Origin of the sequence: Pseudomonas brassicacearum, from assembly GCF_918698105.1 — a bacterium.
Taxonomy (GTDB): domain Bacteria; phylum Pseudomonadota; class Gammaproteobacteria; order Pseudomonadales; family Pseudomonadaceae; genus Aquipseudomonas; species Aquipseudomonas brassicacearum_F.
Genome location: NZ_CAKKMI010000027.1, coordinates 24,323 through 41,761, shown reverse-complemented (window position 1 = coordinate 41,761; position 17,439 = coordinate 24,323). Strand labels below are relative to the sequence as shown.

Sequence of the window (17,439 nt, the reverse complement as noted above, 5' to 3'; positions counted from 1 at the left end):
GAACCTTCCAGCAAGGCTCATACTCGAACGTTTCAGACGTCACTTACGGAGAACCAACGATGGCCAGAACCCAGGCAAAGACTGCTCAAGAAACCCTGATGGAAGATTTCCAGACGCTGGTCAGCGACACGGAACGGTTACTCGATCACACCGCGACGCTGGCAGGCGATCAAGCTGATGCACTGCGCGGCCAGATTCACGAAACCCTCCTGCGCGCCCGCGAAACGCTCAAGTTGACGGAAGATTCCGTACGCGAACGCGGTCAGGCTGCGGTGGTCGCCACCGAGGAATACGTACAGGCCAACCCTTGGCAATCCGTGGGCATTGCGGCAGGCGTTGGCTTTCTGATTGGTCTGCTGGCGACACGGCGCTGATGATGGGTATCGACGAATCCGGCTCGTCCGAAGCGGGCACAAAACCTACAGCACGCCGCCTGGGTGCGGCGTTCCTTGGCTTGCTGCACAGCCACGTCGAATTGTTCGGCATGGAGTTGCAGGAACAGAAGGCACGCACCGTCAGCCTCCTGCTGTTCGCCGGCCTTGCGCTGGTGTTCGGCCTGCTGCTGTTGGTCGGGCTTTCGGCGCTGGTGCTGATCCTGGTATGGGACACCTATCGTCTGGCCGGCATTATCGGCTTGTGCCTGTTTTATCTGCTGGCGGCGCTGTTCTGCGGACTTCGGCTCAAGGCAGCGATCTATGACGAGTCCTCTCCATTCCACGCCACTCTCGAAGAACTGGCCAATGACCGGGAGCGCCTATTGCCATGAGCCTGCCTGATATTCCTCAAGCCCGGACACGACAGGAAATGCGCAAGGCGCTGGTGCGTCTGCGCATGGAAATGCATCGCCAGGAAATCCGTCAGGAAACGCGCCAATTGCTACAACCCTTGCAACGGGTGCGCGGCTTGACCCAAAGCTGGCACGAAGGCTTCGGTATCAAGCACGCGCCACTGTGGGGCGTGGCGGCGGTGTCCCTGCTCGGTTTTCTCACTGGCAAACGGACCCGCTCTGGTGGCAGCGGTGGCTTGACGGGCCTGATCCGCCTGGCAACGACATTGCTGCCGTTGATCAAGCTGACCAAGGACCTGCGCAAGCCCTGAGGACCGACATTCGTGGCGAGCTCACCCCCGCGCGATTGCATAATAAGCGCGGTGTAGGAGCTGTCGAGTGCAACGAGGCTGCGATCTTGCCCCAGCCAATTGATTCCTGAGTGAACCAAAAGATCGCAGCCTTCGGCAGCTCCTTCCCCCATAAGCCTTGCAGGGCAGCCCACGAACCGGGAAGCTAGGACACCGACATCATCAAACGGAGCAACCGGCCTTGGATTGGCACACCCTGCTGACTCGCGAACGCCTTGGAAAACCGCTGCACAGTCCGCAAGAGCTGGGCCGCAGTCCTTTCCACAAGGACCACGACCGCATCATCTTTTCCGGTGCCTTCCGCCGCCTCGGACGCAAGACGCAAGTGCATCCGGTCTCCAGCAACGATCACATCCACACGCGTCTGACCCACTCCCTGGAAGTCAGCTGCGTCGGGCGATCCCTGGGCATGCGCGTGGGAGAAACCATCCGCAATGCCTTGCCTGACTGGTGCGAGCCAAGCGACCTGGGCATGGTGGTGCAATCGGCCTGCCTGGCCCACGACATTGGCAACCCGCCATTTGGTCACTCCGGCGAGGATGCCATCCGCTATTGGTTCCAGCAGGCCGCCGGTCGTGGTTGGCTCGATGCAATGAGCGAAGCCGAGCGCAACGACTTCCTCAACTTCGAAGGCAACGCCCAAGGATTCCGCGTCCTCACCCAGCTTGAATACCATCAGTTCGACGGCGGAACGCGGCTGACCTATGCCACCCTCGGCACCTATTTGAAATACCCCTGGACGGCCCGCCACGCGGACTCGCTGGGCTACAAGAAGCACAAGTTTGGTTGCTACCAGAGCGAACTGCCGCTGTTGGAACAGATTGCCCACAAGCTCGGTTTGCCGCAGATCGAGGATCAACGCTGGGCACGGCATCCCTTGGTGTACCTGATGGAGGCCGCCGATGACATCTGCTATGCGCTGATCGATCTGGAAGATGGCGTGGAGATGGATCTCCTGGAGTACCCCCAAGTGGAATCGCTGCTCCTGGACCTGGTGGGCGACGATCTTCCGGACACCTACCGGCAGCTGGGGCCGTTGGACTCGCGGCGACGCAAACTGGCGATCCTGCGGGGCAAGGCCATCGAACACCTGACCAACGCCGCCGCCCGGGCGTTTGTCGAACAGCAGGAAGCCTTGCTTGCCGGCACGTTGCCGGGGGATCTGGTGGAGCATATGCACGGCCCGGCAAAACGCTGTGTGTTGAATGCCAAGGACATGGCGCGGCGGAAAATTTTCCAGGACAAGCGCAAGACCCTGCATGAAATCGGCGCCTATACCACGCTGGAAATCCTGCTCAACGGATTTTGCGGAGCCGCTCTCGAACAGCATGGGGGCCGTACGCCTTCGTTCAAGAATCGGCGCATTCTCGACCTGCTGGGGAACAACGCGCCGGATCCCAACGGCCCTTTGCATAGCGCTTTCCTGCGAATGATCGATTTCATCGCCGGGATGACTGACAGCTACGCCAGCGAAATGGCCCAGGAGATGACCGGCCGCACGCGCCAATGAGCGATCGGGGATCTGCCGCTCCTACAATGGTTCATCGTGCAAGTTTCACAACGTGAACTTGCACGCACTATTGAACAAACCCGTGCCCCAGTTGTTTGCATAAACATCCCACCGAAAGAAATATCCTTTCACAAACGACCAGCCTCCCTCCGCCCTATTTCATCCGCCTACTAAAAACCCTATTACATCGTAATATCTTGCCTCTTTTTTTGTAGGAAACTTCTGAAATTGAAGTTGCATGCCTGTCTCTTCGTACGGCCCTGGTTGTAAGTGGGCTAAGGTGCGCGCTTTATTCAAGTTCGCAGGGTAATTTATTCATGAACTCCGTTTTCATTGTCGACGATCATCCGGTCATCCGCCTCGCCGTTCGGATGCTTCTGGAGCATGAGGGCTATAAGGTCGTTGGAGAAACTGACAACGGCGTCGACGCGATGCAAATGGTGCGCGAATGCATGCCGGACCTGGTTATCCTGGACATCAGTATTCCCAAACTCGACGGGCTGGAAATTCTCTCGCGCTTCAACGCCATGACCACGCCGCTCAAGACGCTGGTGCTCACGGCCCAGTCGCCGACGCTCTTCGGCATTCGATGCATGCAGTCCGGCGCCTCTGGCTACGTGTGTAAACAGGAAGACCTCAGCGAACTTGTCAGCGCAATCAAAGCGGTATTGTCCGGCTATAACTATTTTCCCAGCCAGGCGCTGAATCCGGTACGCCCGGATGACCCACGCAGTATCGAGCTGGACCTTTTCAAAAGTGTCAATGATCGGGAACTGATGGTGCTGCAACTTTTTGCCCAGGGTCGTACCAACAAGGAAATAGCCAAGGGCATGTTTCTCAGCAATAAAACCGTTAGTACTTATAAGAAACGGCTGATGCAGAAGCTCAAGGTCAAGTCCTTGGTCGAGCTGATTGAAATGGCGAAGCGCAACGCGCTGGTGTGAGAAAAAACAGGATGCTCAGACGCATAACCGAATGTCTCCTGCTGATCAGTGCAGTGCTATATGCAGGAATGCTCGCGGCGGCTGCGAATGCGCCCGAGCAATATATCCTGCTGGGTCGCTCGACCATGGCCCATACCGAGGTCAAGCTGGATGATGTTCACCGCGCCTGGATACAGGATCGGCAAGCGCTGGTCCTGGGAACTTCCGCCCCGGATTACCCGCCCTTCGATCTCTCCACCAGCGGACGCGACTACGAAGGCCTGACGGCCGATTATGCCGGCATCATCGCCAAGGCCACCGGCCTGCCCATGAGCGTCCTGCGCTTCGGTTCCCGCGAGGCGGCCATGGCCGCACTCAAGGATGGGCAAATCGATATGCTTGGCACCGCCAACGGTTTCGAAGCCCGCAACCCCGACATTGTGCTGTCGACGCCGTACGCTGTGGACCAACCCGTTCTCGTCACCCGAACGAATGAAAGCCGATCCCTGACCGACGATCTCGAGGGGTTGCGGCTGAGCATGGTCTATCACTATCTGCCGCTACGGGAAATTGAAAAACTCTACCCCAAGGCAATCATCACCACCTATCCGTCCTACCAGAATGCCATCAACGCCGTCGCCTTCGGCCAGGCCGATGTATTCCTCGGCGATACCCTTTCCACCCATTACATGATCAACAAGGGCTACCTGAGCAATATCCGCATGGCCAGCTTCGGCAAACATGAATCCCATGGGTTCGGTTTCGCCGTACGACGTAGCGATACCCGCCTGTTGGAAGTCATCAACGCTACGCTGAACCAGGTCTCCATTGCCGAACAAGCCGCCATCTCCAAGCGCTGGAGTGCCGGCAGCGATCTGTACCTCACGGACCACAGGATACAACTGACCGACCGCGAGCAACGCTGGCTGGCGAGGCATCCGGTGGTCCGGGTGGTGGTGAACGAAACCTCCGCGCCCTTCACCTTCTTCGATGCGGACGGGGACTTTCGCGGCATCAGTGCCGACCTGCTGGAACTGATCCGGCTGCGCACCGGCCTGCGCCTGGACATCCAGCGCCGCCAGAACGACAGCGAAATGATTGCTGCGGTCCTCAACGATCAAGCCGACATGATCGCCGCACTTTTGCCCAGCGGTGAACGACAACTCCAGTTGAAGTTCAGCCGCCCCTATGTCGACAGCTCGTTCGTCCTGCTGACTCGCAAACAGTCCGACACGCCCACGACACTCGATCAGTTCGGCCACGCCAGCCTGGCAATCGCCCAGGGTAATCCGATCATTGAATGGCTACGCAGCCAGTACCCAGACATCCAGATCATCGAAACGGACGGCCCCTTGCGCGCCGTGGAAATGCTTGCCCATGGCCAGGTCGACGGCAGCGTGAACTCGCAGGTGATGGCCAACTACTTCATTTCTTCCTACGCATGGCGCGACAGGTTGCAAATCAGCAGCACGGTGGGCACCCAACAGGCCATGTTCGCGCTGGCCACGGCAAAAAACGCTACAGAGTTGAACGCCATCCTCGACAAGGCCCTGACCAGCATCGACCCTGACGAACTGGGCGTGATCAACAACCGTTGGCGCGGTTACGTCTCCCCCTCGGAACACACCTGGCGCACCTACAACCGCCTGTTCCTCCAGATCGGCGCGGGCGTCGGCGTGTTGCTGCTGTTTTCCCTGGCATGGAACGCCTATATGCAGCACCAGATCAGGCAACGCCAACGGGCGGAACTGGCCCTCAATGATCAACTCGAATTCATGCATTCGCTGCTCAACGGCACCCCCCACCCCATCTATGTGAGGGATCGCAACGGCATCCTGCAAAGCTGCAACGACAGTTACCTGCAAACGTTCGACGTCAAACGCGAAGACGTCATTGGCAAGAACCTGATGCCAGGTTCCATGAGCAACGCCTTCGAAGCGCAGGAGTACCAGGCGGACTACCAACGGGTCATGGCCGAAGGCACCGCCCTGATCATGGATCGGCCCCTGCACATCGGGGACAGGAAACTGACGATCTATCACTGGATCCTCCCCTACCGAAACTCCGCCGCCGAAGTGCAAGGCATCATCGGCGGCTGGATCGACATCAGTGAACGGCGCCAGCTGTTCGAGGAGCTGCGTGCGTCCAAGCAACAGGCCGATGACGCGAACCGCGCCAAAAGCACGTTCCTGGCAACCATGAGCCATGAAATCCGCACCCCCATGAACGCAGTGATCGGCATGCTGGAGCTGGCCCTGAAACACGCTGACAAAGGCCACGTGGACCGCTCGACCATCGAAGTCGCGTACGAGTCAGCCTCCGGTATGCTCGAACTGATTGGCGACATCCTGGACATCGCCCGTATCGAATCCGGCCACCTGAGCCTGGCCCCCGAGCGAGTCAATCTCAGGGCCCTGCTGCAATCGGTCATACGGGTATTCGAGGGCGTGGCCCGGCAGAAAAACCTGGTGTTGTCCCTGCGATTCGACGCCGCCGAGGGCAGCCCTGACGTGTTGATGGACCCGTTGCGATTCAAACAGGTGCTGTCGAACCTGATCAGCAATGCCCTCAAATTTACCGAGCAGGGCCAAGTAGAGATCAAGGTCCAGCTGTCTCCAACCGACAGTGACGACGTCCTGCAGATGCACCTGGCGGTCAACGACAGCGGCATTGGTATTGGTCCGGCGGACCTGCAACGGTTGTTCGAGCCTTTTGCCCAGGTCGATAACACCAACCGGATGGCCCGCAACGGCGCGGGGTTGGGGCTGGTGATCAGTCGCAACCTGTGCCAGATGATGGGCGGCAGCCTGCACATGAGCAGCCAACCTGGCGTCGGCACCCAGGTTCAGGTCCACCTGCAACTGAGCGTCCTGTCGACAGCGCCGGTCAGCCCCCCACCTGAACCGGTCATCGAAACGGCCCAGGCCACCCTGAATGTCCTGATCGTGGATGATCATCCCGCCAACCGCCTGCTGATGTCGCAACAATTGGAGTACCTGGGCCATCATTATCAGGTCGCCCATGATGGTGCCCACGGGCTCGAGGTCTGGCGAAAAAACCATTTCGACCTGGTCATCGCCGATTGCAACATGCCCATCATGAGCGGCTATGAATTGGCCCGGTCGATTCGTCGCCACGAGTCCGAGCAGCAACGGCCACCCTGTACCCTCCTGGGGTTCACCGCCAATGCACAACCGGAGGAAAAACAACGCTGCCAGGACGCGGGGATGGACGACTGCCTGTTCAAGCCGATCAGCCTGAGCGCCTTGAGCCAATGGATCAAAGCGGTCAAACCCAGCGGCCACCCAGCGGTTTTCAGCGTACAAAGCCTGCAGGCGTTGACCGGCGGCGACCCTTCGTCCAACCAGCGCCTGCTCGCTGAATTGCTCAGCAGCAGCCGCTCGGACCGCCAGGAGTTGCTCGACGTCGCCCGCGACGCAAACCGGCAAGCGCTGAGCGAAATAGCGCACAAGATAAAAGGCGTCGCCCGCATCGTCCAGGCGACCTCGCTGATCCAGCGGTGCGAGGCGTTGGAGCACGCTTGTCACCAGACGCAGGTACCTGGGCGAATCAGCGATTGCGTCGACGCCCTTGACCGCGCCATGAGCGAACTGGAGCGGGCCCTCGAAACGGAGATCGCCAAGGCAAAATAATCCAGCATTTACTATGCTATTCGCTCAGCAGTGCGTACCTGGGGGGGGTCTCGAGCGGTTTCCCCTGCACGCGGGAACACCCATCGAGAACGCCCCCTGACACTTGGAGTGACTGCAATGCCCAGCGCACCGCGTCCGGAAAAACGCCGGTTCCCCCTGCACGTCCACATCAGCGTGATGTTTACCCTGCTTCTGTTGCTGACCGGCGTGGTACTGGGGATTTTCAATTATCGGCAAACCACGCAAATCATCCTGTCCAGCAGTGAAAAACTGTTCAACCGTATTGAACAGGATGTGCGCCTGGATCTGTACGACACCTACGAACCCATCCGCCACCTGTTGAGCCTGCTGGCCGACTATCCGGCGACGCGCACGCCCCAGATGGCGCAACGCCTGGCCCTGCTCGTGCCCTTCAGCCAGGCACTGCGGGACAACCCGAACCTGGCGTCGTTATACCTGGGCGATCATCACGGCAACTTCCTGATGGTCCGGCCACTGCGCACCGCGGCCCTGAAAGCCGCCCTGCAGGCCCCCACCGAGGCGGCCTACCAGGTCTGGACCGTTGAGCGGGCCACCGAGCAAGGCCCGGTTTTTTCCCAGTCGCTGTTCTACGACCAGACGCTGACGCTCATCGGGCGCCGGGACATAGCCGACGAGACCTACGATCCACGCAGCCGCAGCTGGTTTCGCAGCGCCGCCGGCAGCACCGAGCAGATCACCACCGAGCCCTACGTTTTTTTCTCCACCCATAACGTCGGCACCACCCTCGCCCGGCGCAGTGGCGAGCAGGCTGTCATCGGCGCCGACCTGACCCTGGCGGCCCTGTCCCAGACCTTGGCCAAGCACAAGGTGACCACCGGCACCGAAATCGTCCTGCTCGATCCCACGGGCAACGCAGTGGGCTACCCCGACAGCAGCCGGCTGCTCGCCGACGCCCAGTCGGCACACCTGATCAAGGCCCGTGACCTCAGCCCGGCCATCGCTGCCGCGCTCGACGACAACACCGACACCACGCGCCTGGAAGCGGCTGGACGCCAGTGGATCGTTTCTCGCAGCCACATGCAGGAAGGCGGGCCCCAAGGCCTGGAACTGGCGTTGCTGGTCCCTGAGGATGAACTGCTGGACAATGCCTATCGCATGCGCTGGCAAGGCGCGCTTATCACCCTCGCCACCTTGCTGCTGTGCCTGCCCCTGGGTTGGCTGACCTCCAGGATCCTGGTCAAGCCTTTGCGCGAACTGGTGCAGGAGGCCGATGCCATTCGCAGCTTTGACTTCAACTACCCGGTGTCCCGTCGCTCCCCGGTGCTGGAAGTCGATCAGTTGAGCGTGTCGATGGCGCGCATGAAAGAAACCTTGGCGAGTTTTTTTGAAATCACCGCCAGCCTGCGCGCCGAAACCCGCTTCGCCCCGTTGCTGGAACGGGTGTTATTTGAAACCGTGAAAATCGGCCAGGCCCAGGCCGGCCTGATCTACCTGCGCGAGAACGACGACAATCGGGTCAAGCCCTATGGGCTGGTAATCGATGGCACACCCAGGGACCTCGACGCCTTCAAGCTGCGCAGTCATGCGTTCCAGGCTGGCGACAGCCCGCAATGGCTCCAGCAATTGGCCATCTCGGACAACCTCGTGGCCTCCCTGGGCTTCGAACAGGCGGGCGATCTGCAGAGCGTCCTGCGGGCACTGGACTCGCCGCGGGTCCACTTGATCGGTATTCGCCTGCGCAATCGCCACCAGGAAACCGTCGGCGTACTGGTACTGCTGATCACCGACAGCGGCACCGAAGCGGACCTGGAAAAACTGCAGCCCGACCGCATCGCCTTCCTGCAGGCGGTGTCCGGTGTCGCCGCCGTGAGCATCGAGGGCCAGCGCCTGCAAGCCAGGCAAAAGCAGTTGCTGGACGCCTTCATTCAATTGCTGGCCGGCGCGATCGATGCCAAGAGCCCCTATACCGGCGGCCATTGCCAGCGGGTGCCGGTTTTGACCCTGATGCTCGCCCAGGCCGCCGCTGCCAGCCAGGCACCGGCATTCGACGCCTATCGGCCAACGGAGGATGAATGGGAAGCCCTGCACATCGCCGCCTGGCTGCACGATTGCGGCAAGGTCACCACCCCCGAATACGTGGTCGACAAAGCCACCAAGCTGGAAACCCTGAACGACCGGATCCACGAGATACGCACCCGCTTCGAGGTGCTCAAGCGCGACGCCTGGGTCGATTACTGGCAGGCCGTGGCCAGCGGCGGCGAGCCGGCATCCCTGGCGCAGCGGCGCGATGCGACATTGACGGCCCTGGATGACGACTTTGCTTTTGTCGCCCGCTGCAACCTGGGCTCCGAAGCCATGGCCGAGGCCGATCTGCAACGCCTGCAACAAATTGCCCAACGCCCCTGGACCCGCACGCTCGACGACCGCCTGGGGGTTTCCTGGGAAGAGAACCGACGCCAGGGCCGCACGCCCAAGCCAACACTACCGGTCACTGAGCCGCTGTTGGCAGACAAGCCCGAGCACCTGCTCGAGCACCACGAAGCCGAACTGATTCCGGCGGACAACCCGTGGGGCTTCCAGCTCGATGTACCGGCCTGGAAATACAACCGCGGCGAGCTCTACAACCTGAGCATCCCCCGGGGCACGCTGACCCGCGAGGAGCGCTACGTCATCAACCATCACATGGTGCAGACGATCCTGATGCTCAGCCAGTTGCCCTTCCCCAGTCACCTGGACAATGTGGCGGAGATCGCTGGCGGTCATCACGAGAAGATGGATGGCAGTGGTTATCCCAAGCGCCTCAAACGCGAAGAGATGAGCCTGCCGGCGCGCATGATGGCCATTGCCGACATTTTCGAAGCGCTGACGGCAGCTGACCGTCCCTACAAGAAAGCGAAGAAACTGAGCGAGGCCCTGGGCATCATGGCCACCATGTGCCGTGACGCCCATATCGATCCCGAGCTGTTCGGGCTGTTCATCGATGAAAAAATCTACCTGAGCTACGCCCACCAGTTCCTCGACCCGCAGCAGGTCGATGAAGTCGATCCCCACGGCCTGCTGGTCAAGGCAGGGTTGAAGGTATGATCAGCAATCCGTCAGGCGCAGGAATATCGCGGCCAACTGCTCGATGCCGGCTTGATCATGTTCGGTAAAGCGCGCCAGCTTCGGACTGTCCAGGTCGAGCACGCCGATCAGGCGCCCATCCTTGACCAGCGGCACTACCAGCTCGCTGTTCGACGCGCTGTCGCAGGCGATGTGCCCGGCGAAGGCATGGACGTCTTCGACGCGCTGGGTCTGCCGGGTTGCGGCCGCCGTACCACACACGCCGCGGCCAAAGGGGATCCGCACGCAGGCGATCTGGCCCTGGAACGGTCCCAGGACCAGCTCTTCGTTGCGATTGAGGTAGAAGCCGGCCCAGTTCAGATCATCCAATTGACTGGACAGCAAAGCCGAGAACTGCGCGGCATTGGCGATGAAGTCACGCTCATCGGCCAGCAAGGATTCCAGCTGTGCCGATAACAACGCGTAGCCGTCAAGGCCGACTCCACTGCCCTTCAAATCGATCATGCCTTGTGCTCCAACAATTTAAGGCCTACCCAATAACGGGCAAACTGATAAGCGCAACGTCCGTTGCGGTTGCCGCGACCGGTAGCCCAGCGCACCGCCAGCACATCCAGCGCTTCGTCGCGCTGCCAGGCCAGCCCGGCCTTGGCCGCCAGTTCGCCGATCCAATGTTCCACCACGTTGAGGAAATGCTCCTGGGTAAACGGATAAAACGACAGCCACAGGCCAAAGCGGTCGGACAAGGCGATCTTGTCCTCTACTGCTTCGCTGGGGTGAAGTTCGCCGTCGACCCGTTTCCAGTTCTCGTTGTCGCTTTCCTTTTCCGGCACCAAGTGACGACGGTTGGACGTGGCATACAGCAGCACATTGTCCGGCGCCTGCTCCAGGGATCCATCCAACACGCTCTTGAGCACCCGGTAATCGCCTTCCCCGGCTTCGAACGACAGGTCATCGCAGAACAACACGAAGCGCTGGGGCAGTTTCGCAACCTGCTCGACCAGCCGGGGCAGATCGGCCAGGTGATCGCGTTCGATCTCGATCAAGCGCAGGCCCTGCTGGGCATGTTCAGCCAACAGGGCGCGTACCAGGGACGACTTGCCGGTGCCACGCGAGCCCCAGAGCAAGGCATGGTTGGCGGGCATGCCATCGATGAACTGCCGGGTGTTGCGGCCCAGTTGTTCGACCTGGCGGTCCACGCCGATCAGGTCCGACAGGCGCATGTCCAGGCTGACCTGCAGCGGCAACAGGTAGCCACTACGGCCATCACGCTGCCAGCGGGCGGCCAGGGTCTGGGTCCAGTCGATGGTGGGCCGGGGCGCCGGCAGCAAAGGCTCGATCCGGGCCAGCACGGCATCGGCACGCTCAAGAAAAGCATTCAATCGCGAGTCCACGTCTTCTCCTTGGACAGGTTCACAGTAATGATGGCGCTACAGCAACGAAACGCCGTATCCAATGGCGTGTCTACTTCACACAATACACACCGGCCGCACCGGACTTCAGAGATGATCAGCTATGCTTGACCGGCGAAGGGAAACGTAAGTGGTTCATCACTCAATGGACATCAGATTCACCCAACGGCTTTCCTACAAGCAGGCCCGCCTGACCGTCCTGGTGGGCTTCGTGCTGGGCACCTTGCTCAGTCTGATGCAGATCGGCATCGATTATGCCAGCGAAGACGCGTCGATCAACCGTGAAATCCTCTCGCTGCTGGAAATCAGCCACAACCCGGCCTCACGCATCGCCTACAACATCGACGCCGAACTCGCCCAGGAGCTGTCCATGGGCCTGTTGCGCTCACCGGCCATCATCGGGGCCGAGCTGATCGACAACAACAATACCGTGCTCGCCAGCGTCAAGCGACCCGAGCTGCAAAGCAGCTACCGGTTCATCAGCGACTTCCTGTTCGGCGCCCAGCGTCAGTTCGAGGACCGGCTCTACCTGGATCACTTGCCCAGCGAATCCCTGGGCATGCTGCGACTGGACGTCGACACCTATGCGTTCGGCAGTCGTTTCCTGCGCCGGGCCGAAGTCACCTTGCTCAACGGCTTCGCCCGCAGCCTGATCCTGACCGGCCTGCTGCTGGCACTGTTCTACGTGATGCTGACCAAGCCCCTGGTGCGGGTCATCCGCGAACTGAGCAGCCGCGATCCGAGCAGCAGCGAACAGAGCCACCTGGAATGCCCAGCCGGCCACCAGTCCGATGAGATCGGCGTGCTGGTTTCCGTTGCCAACCAGCAATTCGAAAATATCTCCACTGAAATCCAGCAGCGGCGCACGGCCGAAAATCGTCTCACCGAATACCTCGCGCAACTGGAGAACATCGTTTCGGCACGCACCGCCGAACTCAAGGCCAGCAACGCCCGCCTAAGCCAGTCCAACGAGGAACTGGAAGTGGCCCGGCGCACGGCCCTGGACATGGCCGAGGCTCGCTCTGTGTTCCTCGCCAACATGAGCCACGAGATCCGCACACCGCTCAACGGCCTGCTGGGAATGATCGCCCTGTCCCTGGACGGTCCCCTGACGGCCGAACAACAGCAGCAGCTATCGATTGCCCATGACTCGGGCAAGGTATTGGTCGAACTGCTCAACGACATCCTCGACCTGTCGAAATTCGACGCCGGGCAACTGGAGCTCGAACGCATTCCGTTCGACCTCGGTTCCCTGGTGGAGGATACCGCCAACCTGCTGTCCCAGAACGCAGCCCCCAGCGTTGAACTGGCCTGCCTGATCGACCCGCAATTCCCGGCGCAGGTACTCGGCGACCCGACCCGGGTGCGCCAGATCGTCAGCAACCTGCTGTCCAATGCGTTGAAATTCACGCGCTTCGGCCGGGTTGACGTGAAGTTGAGCCATTACGAGGGCGGCGTGCGCATCGACGTCTGCGACACGGGCATCGGCATCCCCCAGGAAGCCCAGGCGAGAATCCTGCAGCCGTTCACCCAGGCCGGCGCCGGGATCACCCGCCAGTTTGGTGGCACCGGGCTGGGCCTGGCACTGACCTACAACCTCTGCGAAGCCATGCAGGGTCGGTTGACGATCAGCTCCGAAGCCGGCTTTGGCAGTCAGTTCTGTGCCGACCTGCCCCTGCCCTGCCATCTCCCGGCAACGCCGGTCGAACCATTGCGCGGCAACGTCGTCGCGATCACCGCCAGCAGCAGCGGCCTGGCCGAGTTGCTGGGCATGCTGTTGCCGGGATGGGGCCTGGATTATGTGCAGCGCTCCATCGATGACGGAGTGCTGGGCCTCAAGCCTGACGTGCTGATCACGGACTGTCCGGAATGCCTGTTCAACCTGCGGCCAACCTTTGACGCGCCGATCCTGCTGGTGACCGCCTATGGCAGCTTCATGCCCAGCGAAGAAGCCGCCGCCCTCGCCCCGCTGATCCAACAGGCCCGGCCGCTGGCGCGCCATGCGCTGTACCAGATTCTGCGGCGCGCCATGCAAAGCGAGGCGACCGTCATCAATGACGCCCAGATCGAAGCCCTGGCGCCGTCCCGGCGTGGACGGGTGCTGCTGGTGGAGGACAATCCGGTCAACCAACTGGTGGCCAAGGGGATGCTGGTAAAGCTGGGCTGCGAAGTCACCGTCGCGGCCCACGGCGCCGAAGCCCTGGATCAACTGGAACAGCGAGTGTTCGACCTGGTGTTGATGGACTGCAACATGCCAGTGATGGATGGTTACGAAGCCAGCCGGCAGATCCGCCAAAGCGGGCGCTGGTCGGACCTGCCGATTGTCGCCCTGACGGCCAACGCGATGCCCGAGGAACGCGAGCGCTGCCGTGCGGCCGGCATGAACGACTACCTGTCCAAGCCGTTCCGTCGCGAAGAACTGGCGGCCGTGCTGGACCAGTGGGTGCCGACTACGTCCGCGCTTTGATCTGGCCCAACAGGTGATCGAGACCGTCTCGCAGCGTTCCGAGGCGGTCCAGGTCAATGCCGCTGTCGCACAACAGGCGGGCCTTGAGCGGGCCGACCTGTTCACGCAAGGCTCGCCCAGCAGCCGTCAGGCTCAAGTGCACCTCTCGTTCGTCCCGTGCCGAACGCTGGCGCTGGACCAGGTCCAGTTGCTCCAGGCGCTTGAGCAGCGGCGTCAGCGTGCCCGAATCCAGCAGCAAACGCTCACCCAGGGCCTTGACCGTCGGCTGTGGCGGGGCCGTGTCCTGCCATTCCCACAGCACCAGCATCGCCAGGTATTGCGGATAGGTCAGGCCGAGTTGATCAAGCATTGGCTTGTAGCCCCGGATCACTGCACGCGAAGCAGCGTACAGCTTGAAGCACAACTGGCTGTCGAGCTTCAGCGAATCGACTGACAGGTCATTCATTTGAGTAGCGCTTCGATCTCACCGGTCAGGTCCTGAGGCTTGGTGGTCGGGGCAAAACGCTTGACCACTTGGCCGTCCTTGCCGATCAGGAACTTGGTGAAGTTCCACTTGATGCCTTTGGACCCCAGCACGCCGGGCGCCCGCTGTTTAAGCTGGACGAACAGCGGATGGGCGTTGGCGCCGTTGACTTCGACTTTCTTGAACAGGGGAAAACTCACGCCAAAGTTCAGCTCGCAGAACTCGGTAATCGCCCCCTCGTTGCCCGGCTCCTGCTTGCCGAACTGATTGCAGGGAAAGCCCAACACCACCAGGCCCTGGTCCTTGTAGGTCTGCCACAGCGCCTCAAGCCCCTTGTACTGCGGGGTGAACCCGCACTGGCTGGCCGTGTTGACCACCAACACGGCCTTGCCGGCGAAATCGGCGAGGGTCTTTTGCTCACCCTTGATGGTGGTGCATGGGATGCTCAGCAGGTTGTCGCTCATGGCAAGGCTCCGGATGGGAAGAAGAGGACGCTGAAGATAGCGAGCAATTAAATTGCATGCAATTTAATTATTTGTAACGGCAGCGTTGGTACCGGCAGTCTGCTGACGAACACAAACCTGTGGCGAGGGGATTTATCCCCGTTGGGCTGCGCAGCAGCCCTCAAAGGTTGAATGCAATCAGCCAGGAACAACGAAGTTATAGTTCTAGGGGCTGCTGCGCAGCCCAACGGGGATAAATCCCCTCGCCACAAGGGACTGCGCGCTATTTATTCTCGGGGGACCAGATCCAGGCACACCGAGTTGATGCAGTACCGCAAACCCGTGGGCGGCGGGCCGTCGGGGAAGACGTGGCCCAAGTGGGCATCGCATCTGGCGCAGACCACCTCGGTGCGAATCATGCCGTGGCTGACGTCCCGCACCTCCACCACCGCGCTGCCCTCGATCGGCGCGTAGAAACTCGGCCAGCCACAGCCGGAATCGAATTTGGTCGTCGAATCGAACAATGGCTCGTTGCAGCAGATGCAGTGGTACACGCCGTCGGTCTTGGTGGCGTTGTATTTACCGGAGAATGGCCGTTCGGTGCCCTTCAGCCGACAGACGTTGTACTGCTCCGGGTCAAGCATCGAGCGCCATTCTTCAAGGGTTTTTTCCAGCTTTTCCATCGTCCTACCTCGGCAATTGAAAAAGCCCGATCCGACGCTTTTCCGCAGATCGGGCGGCACGTATGATTGCGCCTCGTCAGACGCCAGTCTGGCAGTCACGTCATGCGCATTCAAACGGATTGTGGCGCCTATACCGCGTCTGGCCTGGGCACAGACGCAGGATTCCCAGTACGGTAGTTCATACGCCGCCTGGATCGTTCATTTTCGGGAACACATCGCCATGCAGGTCAGCAAATCGAACAAGCTCGCCAACGTCTGCTACGACATTCGCGGCCCGGTGCTCAAGCACGCCAAACGCCTGGAAGAGGAAGGCCATCGCATCCTCAAGCTGAACATCGGTAACCCGGCCCCCTTTGGTTTCGAAGCGCCCGATGAAATCCTCCAGGACGTCATCCGCAACCTGCCGACCGCCCAGGGCTACAGCGACTCCAAGGGCCTGTTCAGCGCCCGCAAGGCCGTGATGCAGTACTACCAGCAAAAGCAGGTCGAAGGCGTCGGCATCGAGGACATCTACCTGGGTAACGGCGTGTCCGAGCTGATCGTGATGTCCATGCAAGCCCTGCTCAACAACGGCGACGAAGTGCTGGTACCGGCGCCGGACTATCCGCTGTGGACCGCTGCCGTGAGCCTGTCCGGTGGCAACCCGGTGCATTACTTGTGCGACGAACAGGCCAACTGGTTTCCCGACCTGGCGGACATCAAGGCCAAGATCACGCCCAATACCAAGGCACTGGTGATCATCAACCCGAACAACCCGACCGGCGCCGTGTACTCCAGGGAAGTACTGCTGGGCATGCTGGAACTGGCCCGCCAGCACAACCTGGTGGTGTTTTCCGACGAGATCTACGACAAGATCCTCTACGACGACGCCGTGCACATCTGCACTGCATCCCTGGCACCGGACCTGCTGTGCCTGACCTTCAACGGCCTGTCCAAATCCTATCGGGTAGCGGGTTTCCGCTCAGGCTGGGTCGTCATTTCCGGCCCCAAGCATCACGCCCATAGCTACATCGAAGGCATCGACATGCTGGCCAACATGCGCCTGTGTGCCAACGTGCCGAGCCAGCATGCGATCCAGACGGCGCTGGGCGGCTACCAGAGCATCAACGACCTGGTCCTGCCCCAGGGCCGGCTGCTGGAACAGCGCAATCGAACCTGGGAACTGCTCAACGACATTCCCGGCGTCAGCTGTGTCAAGCCGATGGGCGCGCTGTATGCCTTCCCGCGGATCGATCCGAAGGTCTGCCCGATCCACAACGACGAAAAATTCGTCCTCGACCTGCTGCTGTCCGAGAAGCTGCTGGTGGTCCAGGGCACGGCGTTCAACTGGCCGTGGCCGGATCACTTCCGCGTCGTGACCCTGCCGCGGGTCGATGACCTCGACCAGGCCATTGGCCGGATCGGCAATTTCCTCAAGTCCTATCGTCAATAAACCAGACCGCGTGCGGGGAGCCCTCGCCTCGCACGCTGTTTGATTCAGCAACATATCCGTTCAGCCGACTACGTCGGGCCTTCTACACTGGGGATCGGACGGTCATTGTGCATCGGGGCTCAACGTTCACGGGGGGCAGGCACCGCATTTCTTTTCCCTGGTCACTTTCAGAAAAGTCTTTCAAGCATTTAGGACGCTTGTAGGACACAGTTTGAAATAGTCGGCGAGTTGAATAGCCCGCGGCAGCACCTTATATACCCCGCATAACGCTACA

At 60.8% G+C, this 17,439-nt stretch carries 14 protein-coding genes; 9 read left to right on the top strand and 5 right to left on the bottom strand.

The window, feature by feature from the left end:
• Nucleotides 1–59 precede the first annotated feature (59 nt).
• From LQ215_RS13105 to LQ215_RS13075, 7 genes are all read left to right on the top strand, one after another.
• Nucleotides 60–374 (top strand): DUF883 family protein, encoded by a 315-nt coding sequence (locus LQ215_RS13105; RefSeq protein ID WP_230150340.1) that lies wholly within the window; start codon nucleotides 60–62, stop codon nucleotides 372–374.
• 2 nt (nucleotides 375–376) lie between these two features.
• Nucleotides 377–766: a phage holin family protein gene (locus LQ215_RS13100; protein WP_223473076.1), complete on the top strand. Its 390-nt coding sequence runs from the start codon at nucleotides 377–379 to the stop codon at nucleotides 764–766.
• Complete coding sequence (locus LQ215_RS13095) at nucleotides 763–1,098, top strand: hypothetical protein (protein ID WP_230150338.1); 336 nt, start codon at nucleotides 763–765, stop codon at nucleotides 1,096–1,098. Before LQ215_RS13100 ends, LQ215_RS13095 begins: the two co-directional genes overlap by 4 nt.
• Before the next feature lie 220 nt (nucleotides 1,099–1,318).
• Nucleotides 1,319–2,647: a deoxyguanosinetriphosphate triphosphohydrolase gene (locus tag LQ215_RS13090; RefSeq protein ID WP_003199435.1), complete on the top strand. Its 1,329-nt coding sequence runs from the start codon at nucleotides 1,319–1,321 to the stop codon at nucleotides 2,645–2,647.
• A 317-nt stretch (nucleotides 2,648–2,964) separates the two neighbouring features.
• On the top strand, nucleotides 2,965–3,591 hold the full coding sequence (locus LQ215_RS13085) for a response regulator transcription factor (RefSeq protein ID WP_014337291.1): 627 nt from the start codon (nucleotides 2,965–2,967) through the stop codon (nucleotides 3,589–3,591).
• 11 nt (nucleotides 3,592–3,602) lie between these two features.
• Entirely contained in the window at nucleotides 3,603–7,223 is a 3,621-nt protein-coding gene (locus tag LQ215_RS13080) for a transporter substrate-binding domain-containing protein (RefSeq protein ID WP_230150336.1), read from the top strand.
• Between the two features lie 117 nt (nucleotides 7,224–7,340).
• Nucleotides 7,341–10,289 (top strand): HD domain-containing phosphohydrolase, encoded by a 2,949-nt coding sequence (locus LQ215_RS13075; protein ID WP_230150334.1) that lies wholly within the window; start codon nucleotides 7,341–7,343, stop codon nucleotides 10,287–10,289.
• Here the strand turns inward: LQ215_RS13075 and LQ215_RS13070 are convergent, their stop codons facing one another.
• Complete coding sequence (locus LQ215_RS13070) at nucleotides 10,290–10,772, bottom strand: GAF domain-containing protein (protein ID WP_230150332.1); 483 nt, start codon at nucleotides 10,770–10,772, stop codon at nucleotides 10,290–10,292.
• A complete protein-coding gene (locus LQ215_RS13065) occupies nucleotides 10,769–11,659 on the bottom strand; it encodes an ATP-binding protein (protein ID WP_230150331.1) in 891 nt (296 codons plus the stop codon). The genes LQ215_RS13070 and LQ215_RS13065 overlap by 4 nt, the downstream gene beginning before the upstream one ends.
• Nucleotides 11,660–11,822: 163 nt before the next feature.
• Here LQ215_RS13065 and LQ215_RS13060 point away from each other — a divergent pair, with 163 nt between their 5' ends.
• Entirely contained in the window at nucleotides 11,823–14,144 is a 2,322-nt protein-coding gene (locus LQ215_RS13060; RefSeq protein ID WP_230150330.1) for a hybrid sensor histidine kinase/response regulator, read from the top strand.
• On the opposite strand, the gene LQ215_RS13055 is transcribed toward LQ215_RS13060, so the two are convergent.
• The 3 genes from LQ215_RS13055 to msrB form a co-directional block, all read right to left on the bottom strand.
• Entirely contained in the window at nucleotides 14,128–14,589 is a 462-nt protein-coding gene (locus LQ215_RS13055; protein ID WP_230150328.1) for a MarR family winged helix-turn-helix transcriptional regulator, read from the bottom strand. The genes LQ215_RS13060 and LQ215_RS13055 overlap by 17 nt on opposite strands.
• Nucleotides 14,586–15,071, bottom strand: coding sequence for a glutathione peroxidase (locus tag LQ215_RS13050; protein WP_072408021.1), 486 nt, complete (start codon nucleotides 15,069–15,071; stop codon nucleotides 14,586–14,588). Before LQ215_RS13050 ends, LQ215_RS13055 begins: the two co-directional genes overlap by 4 nt.
• A gap of 266 nt (nucleotides 15,072–15,337) precedes the next feature.
• The gene (gene msrB, locus LQ215_RS13045) at nucleotides 15,338–15,733 is read right to left on the bottom strand and encodes a peptide-methionine (R)-S-oxide reductase MsrB (RefSeq protein WP_230150326.1); all 396 of its coding nucleotides are present in this window, start codon (nucleotides 15,731–15,733) and stop codon (nucleotides 15,338–15,340) included.
• A gap of 220 nt (nucleotides 15,734–15,953) precedes the next feature.
• Between msrB and LQ215_RS13040 the strand changes: the two genes are divergently transcribed.
• A complete protein-coding gene (locus LQ215_RS13040) occupies nucleotides 15,954–17,165 on the top strand; it encodes a pyridoxal phosphate-dependent aminotransferase (protein ID WP_230150324.1) in 1,212 nt (403 codons plus the stop codon).
• Nucleotides 17,166–17,439 lie beyond the last annotated feature (274 nt).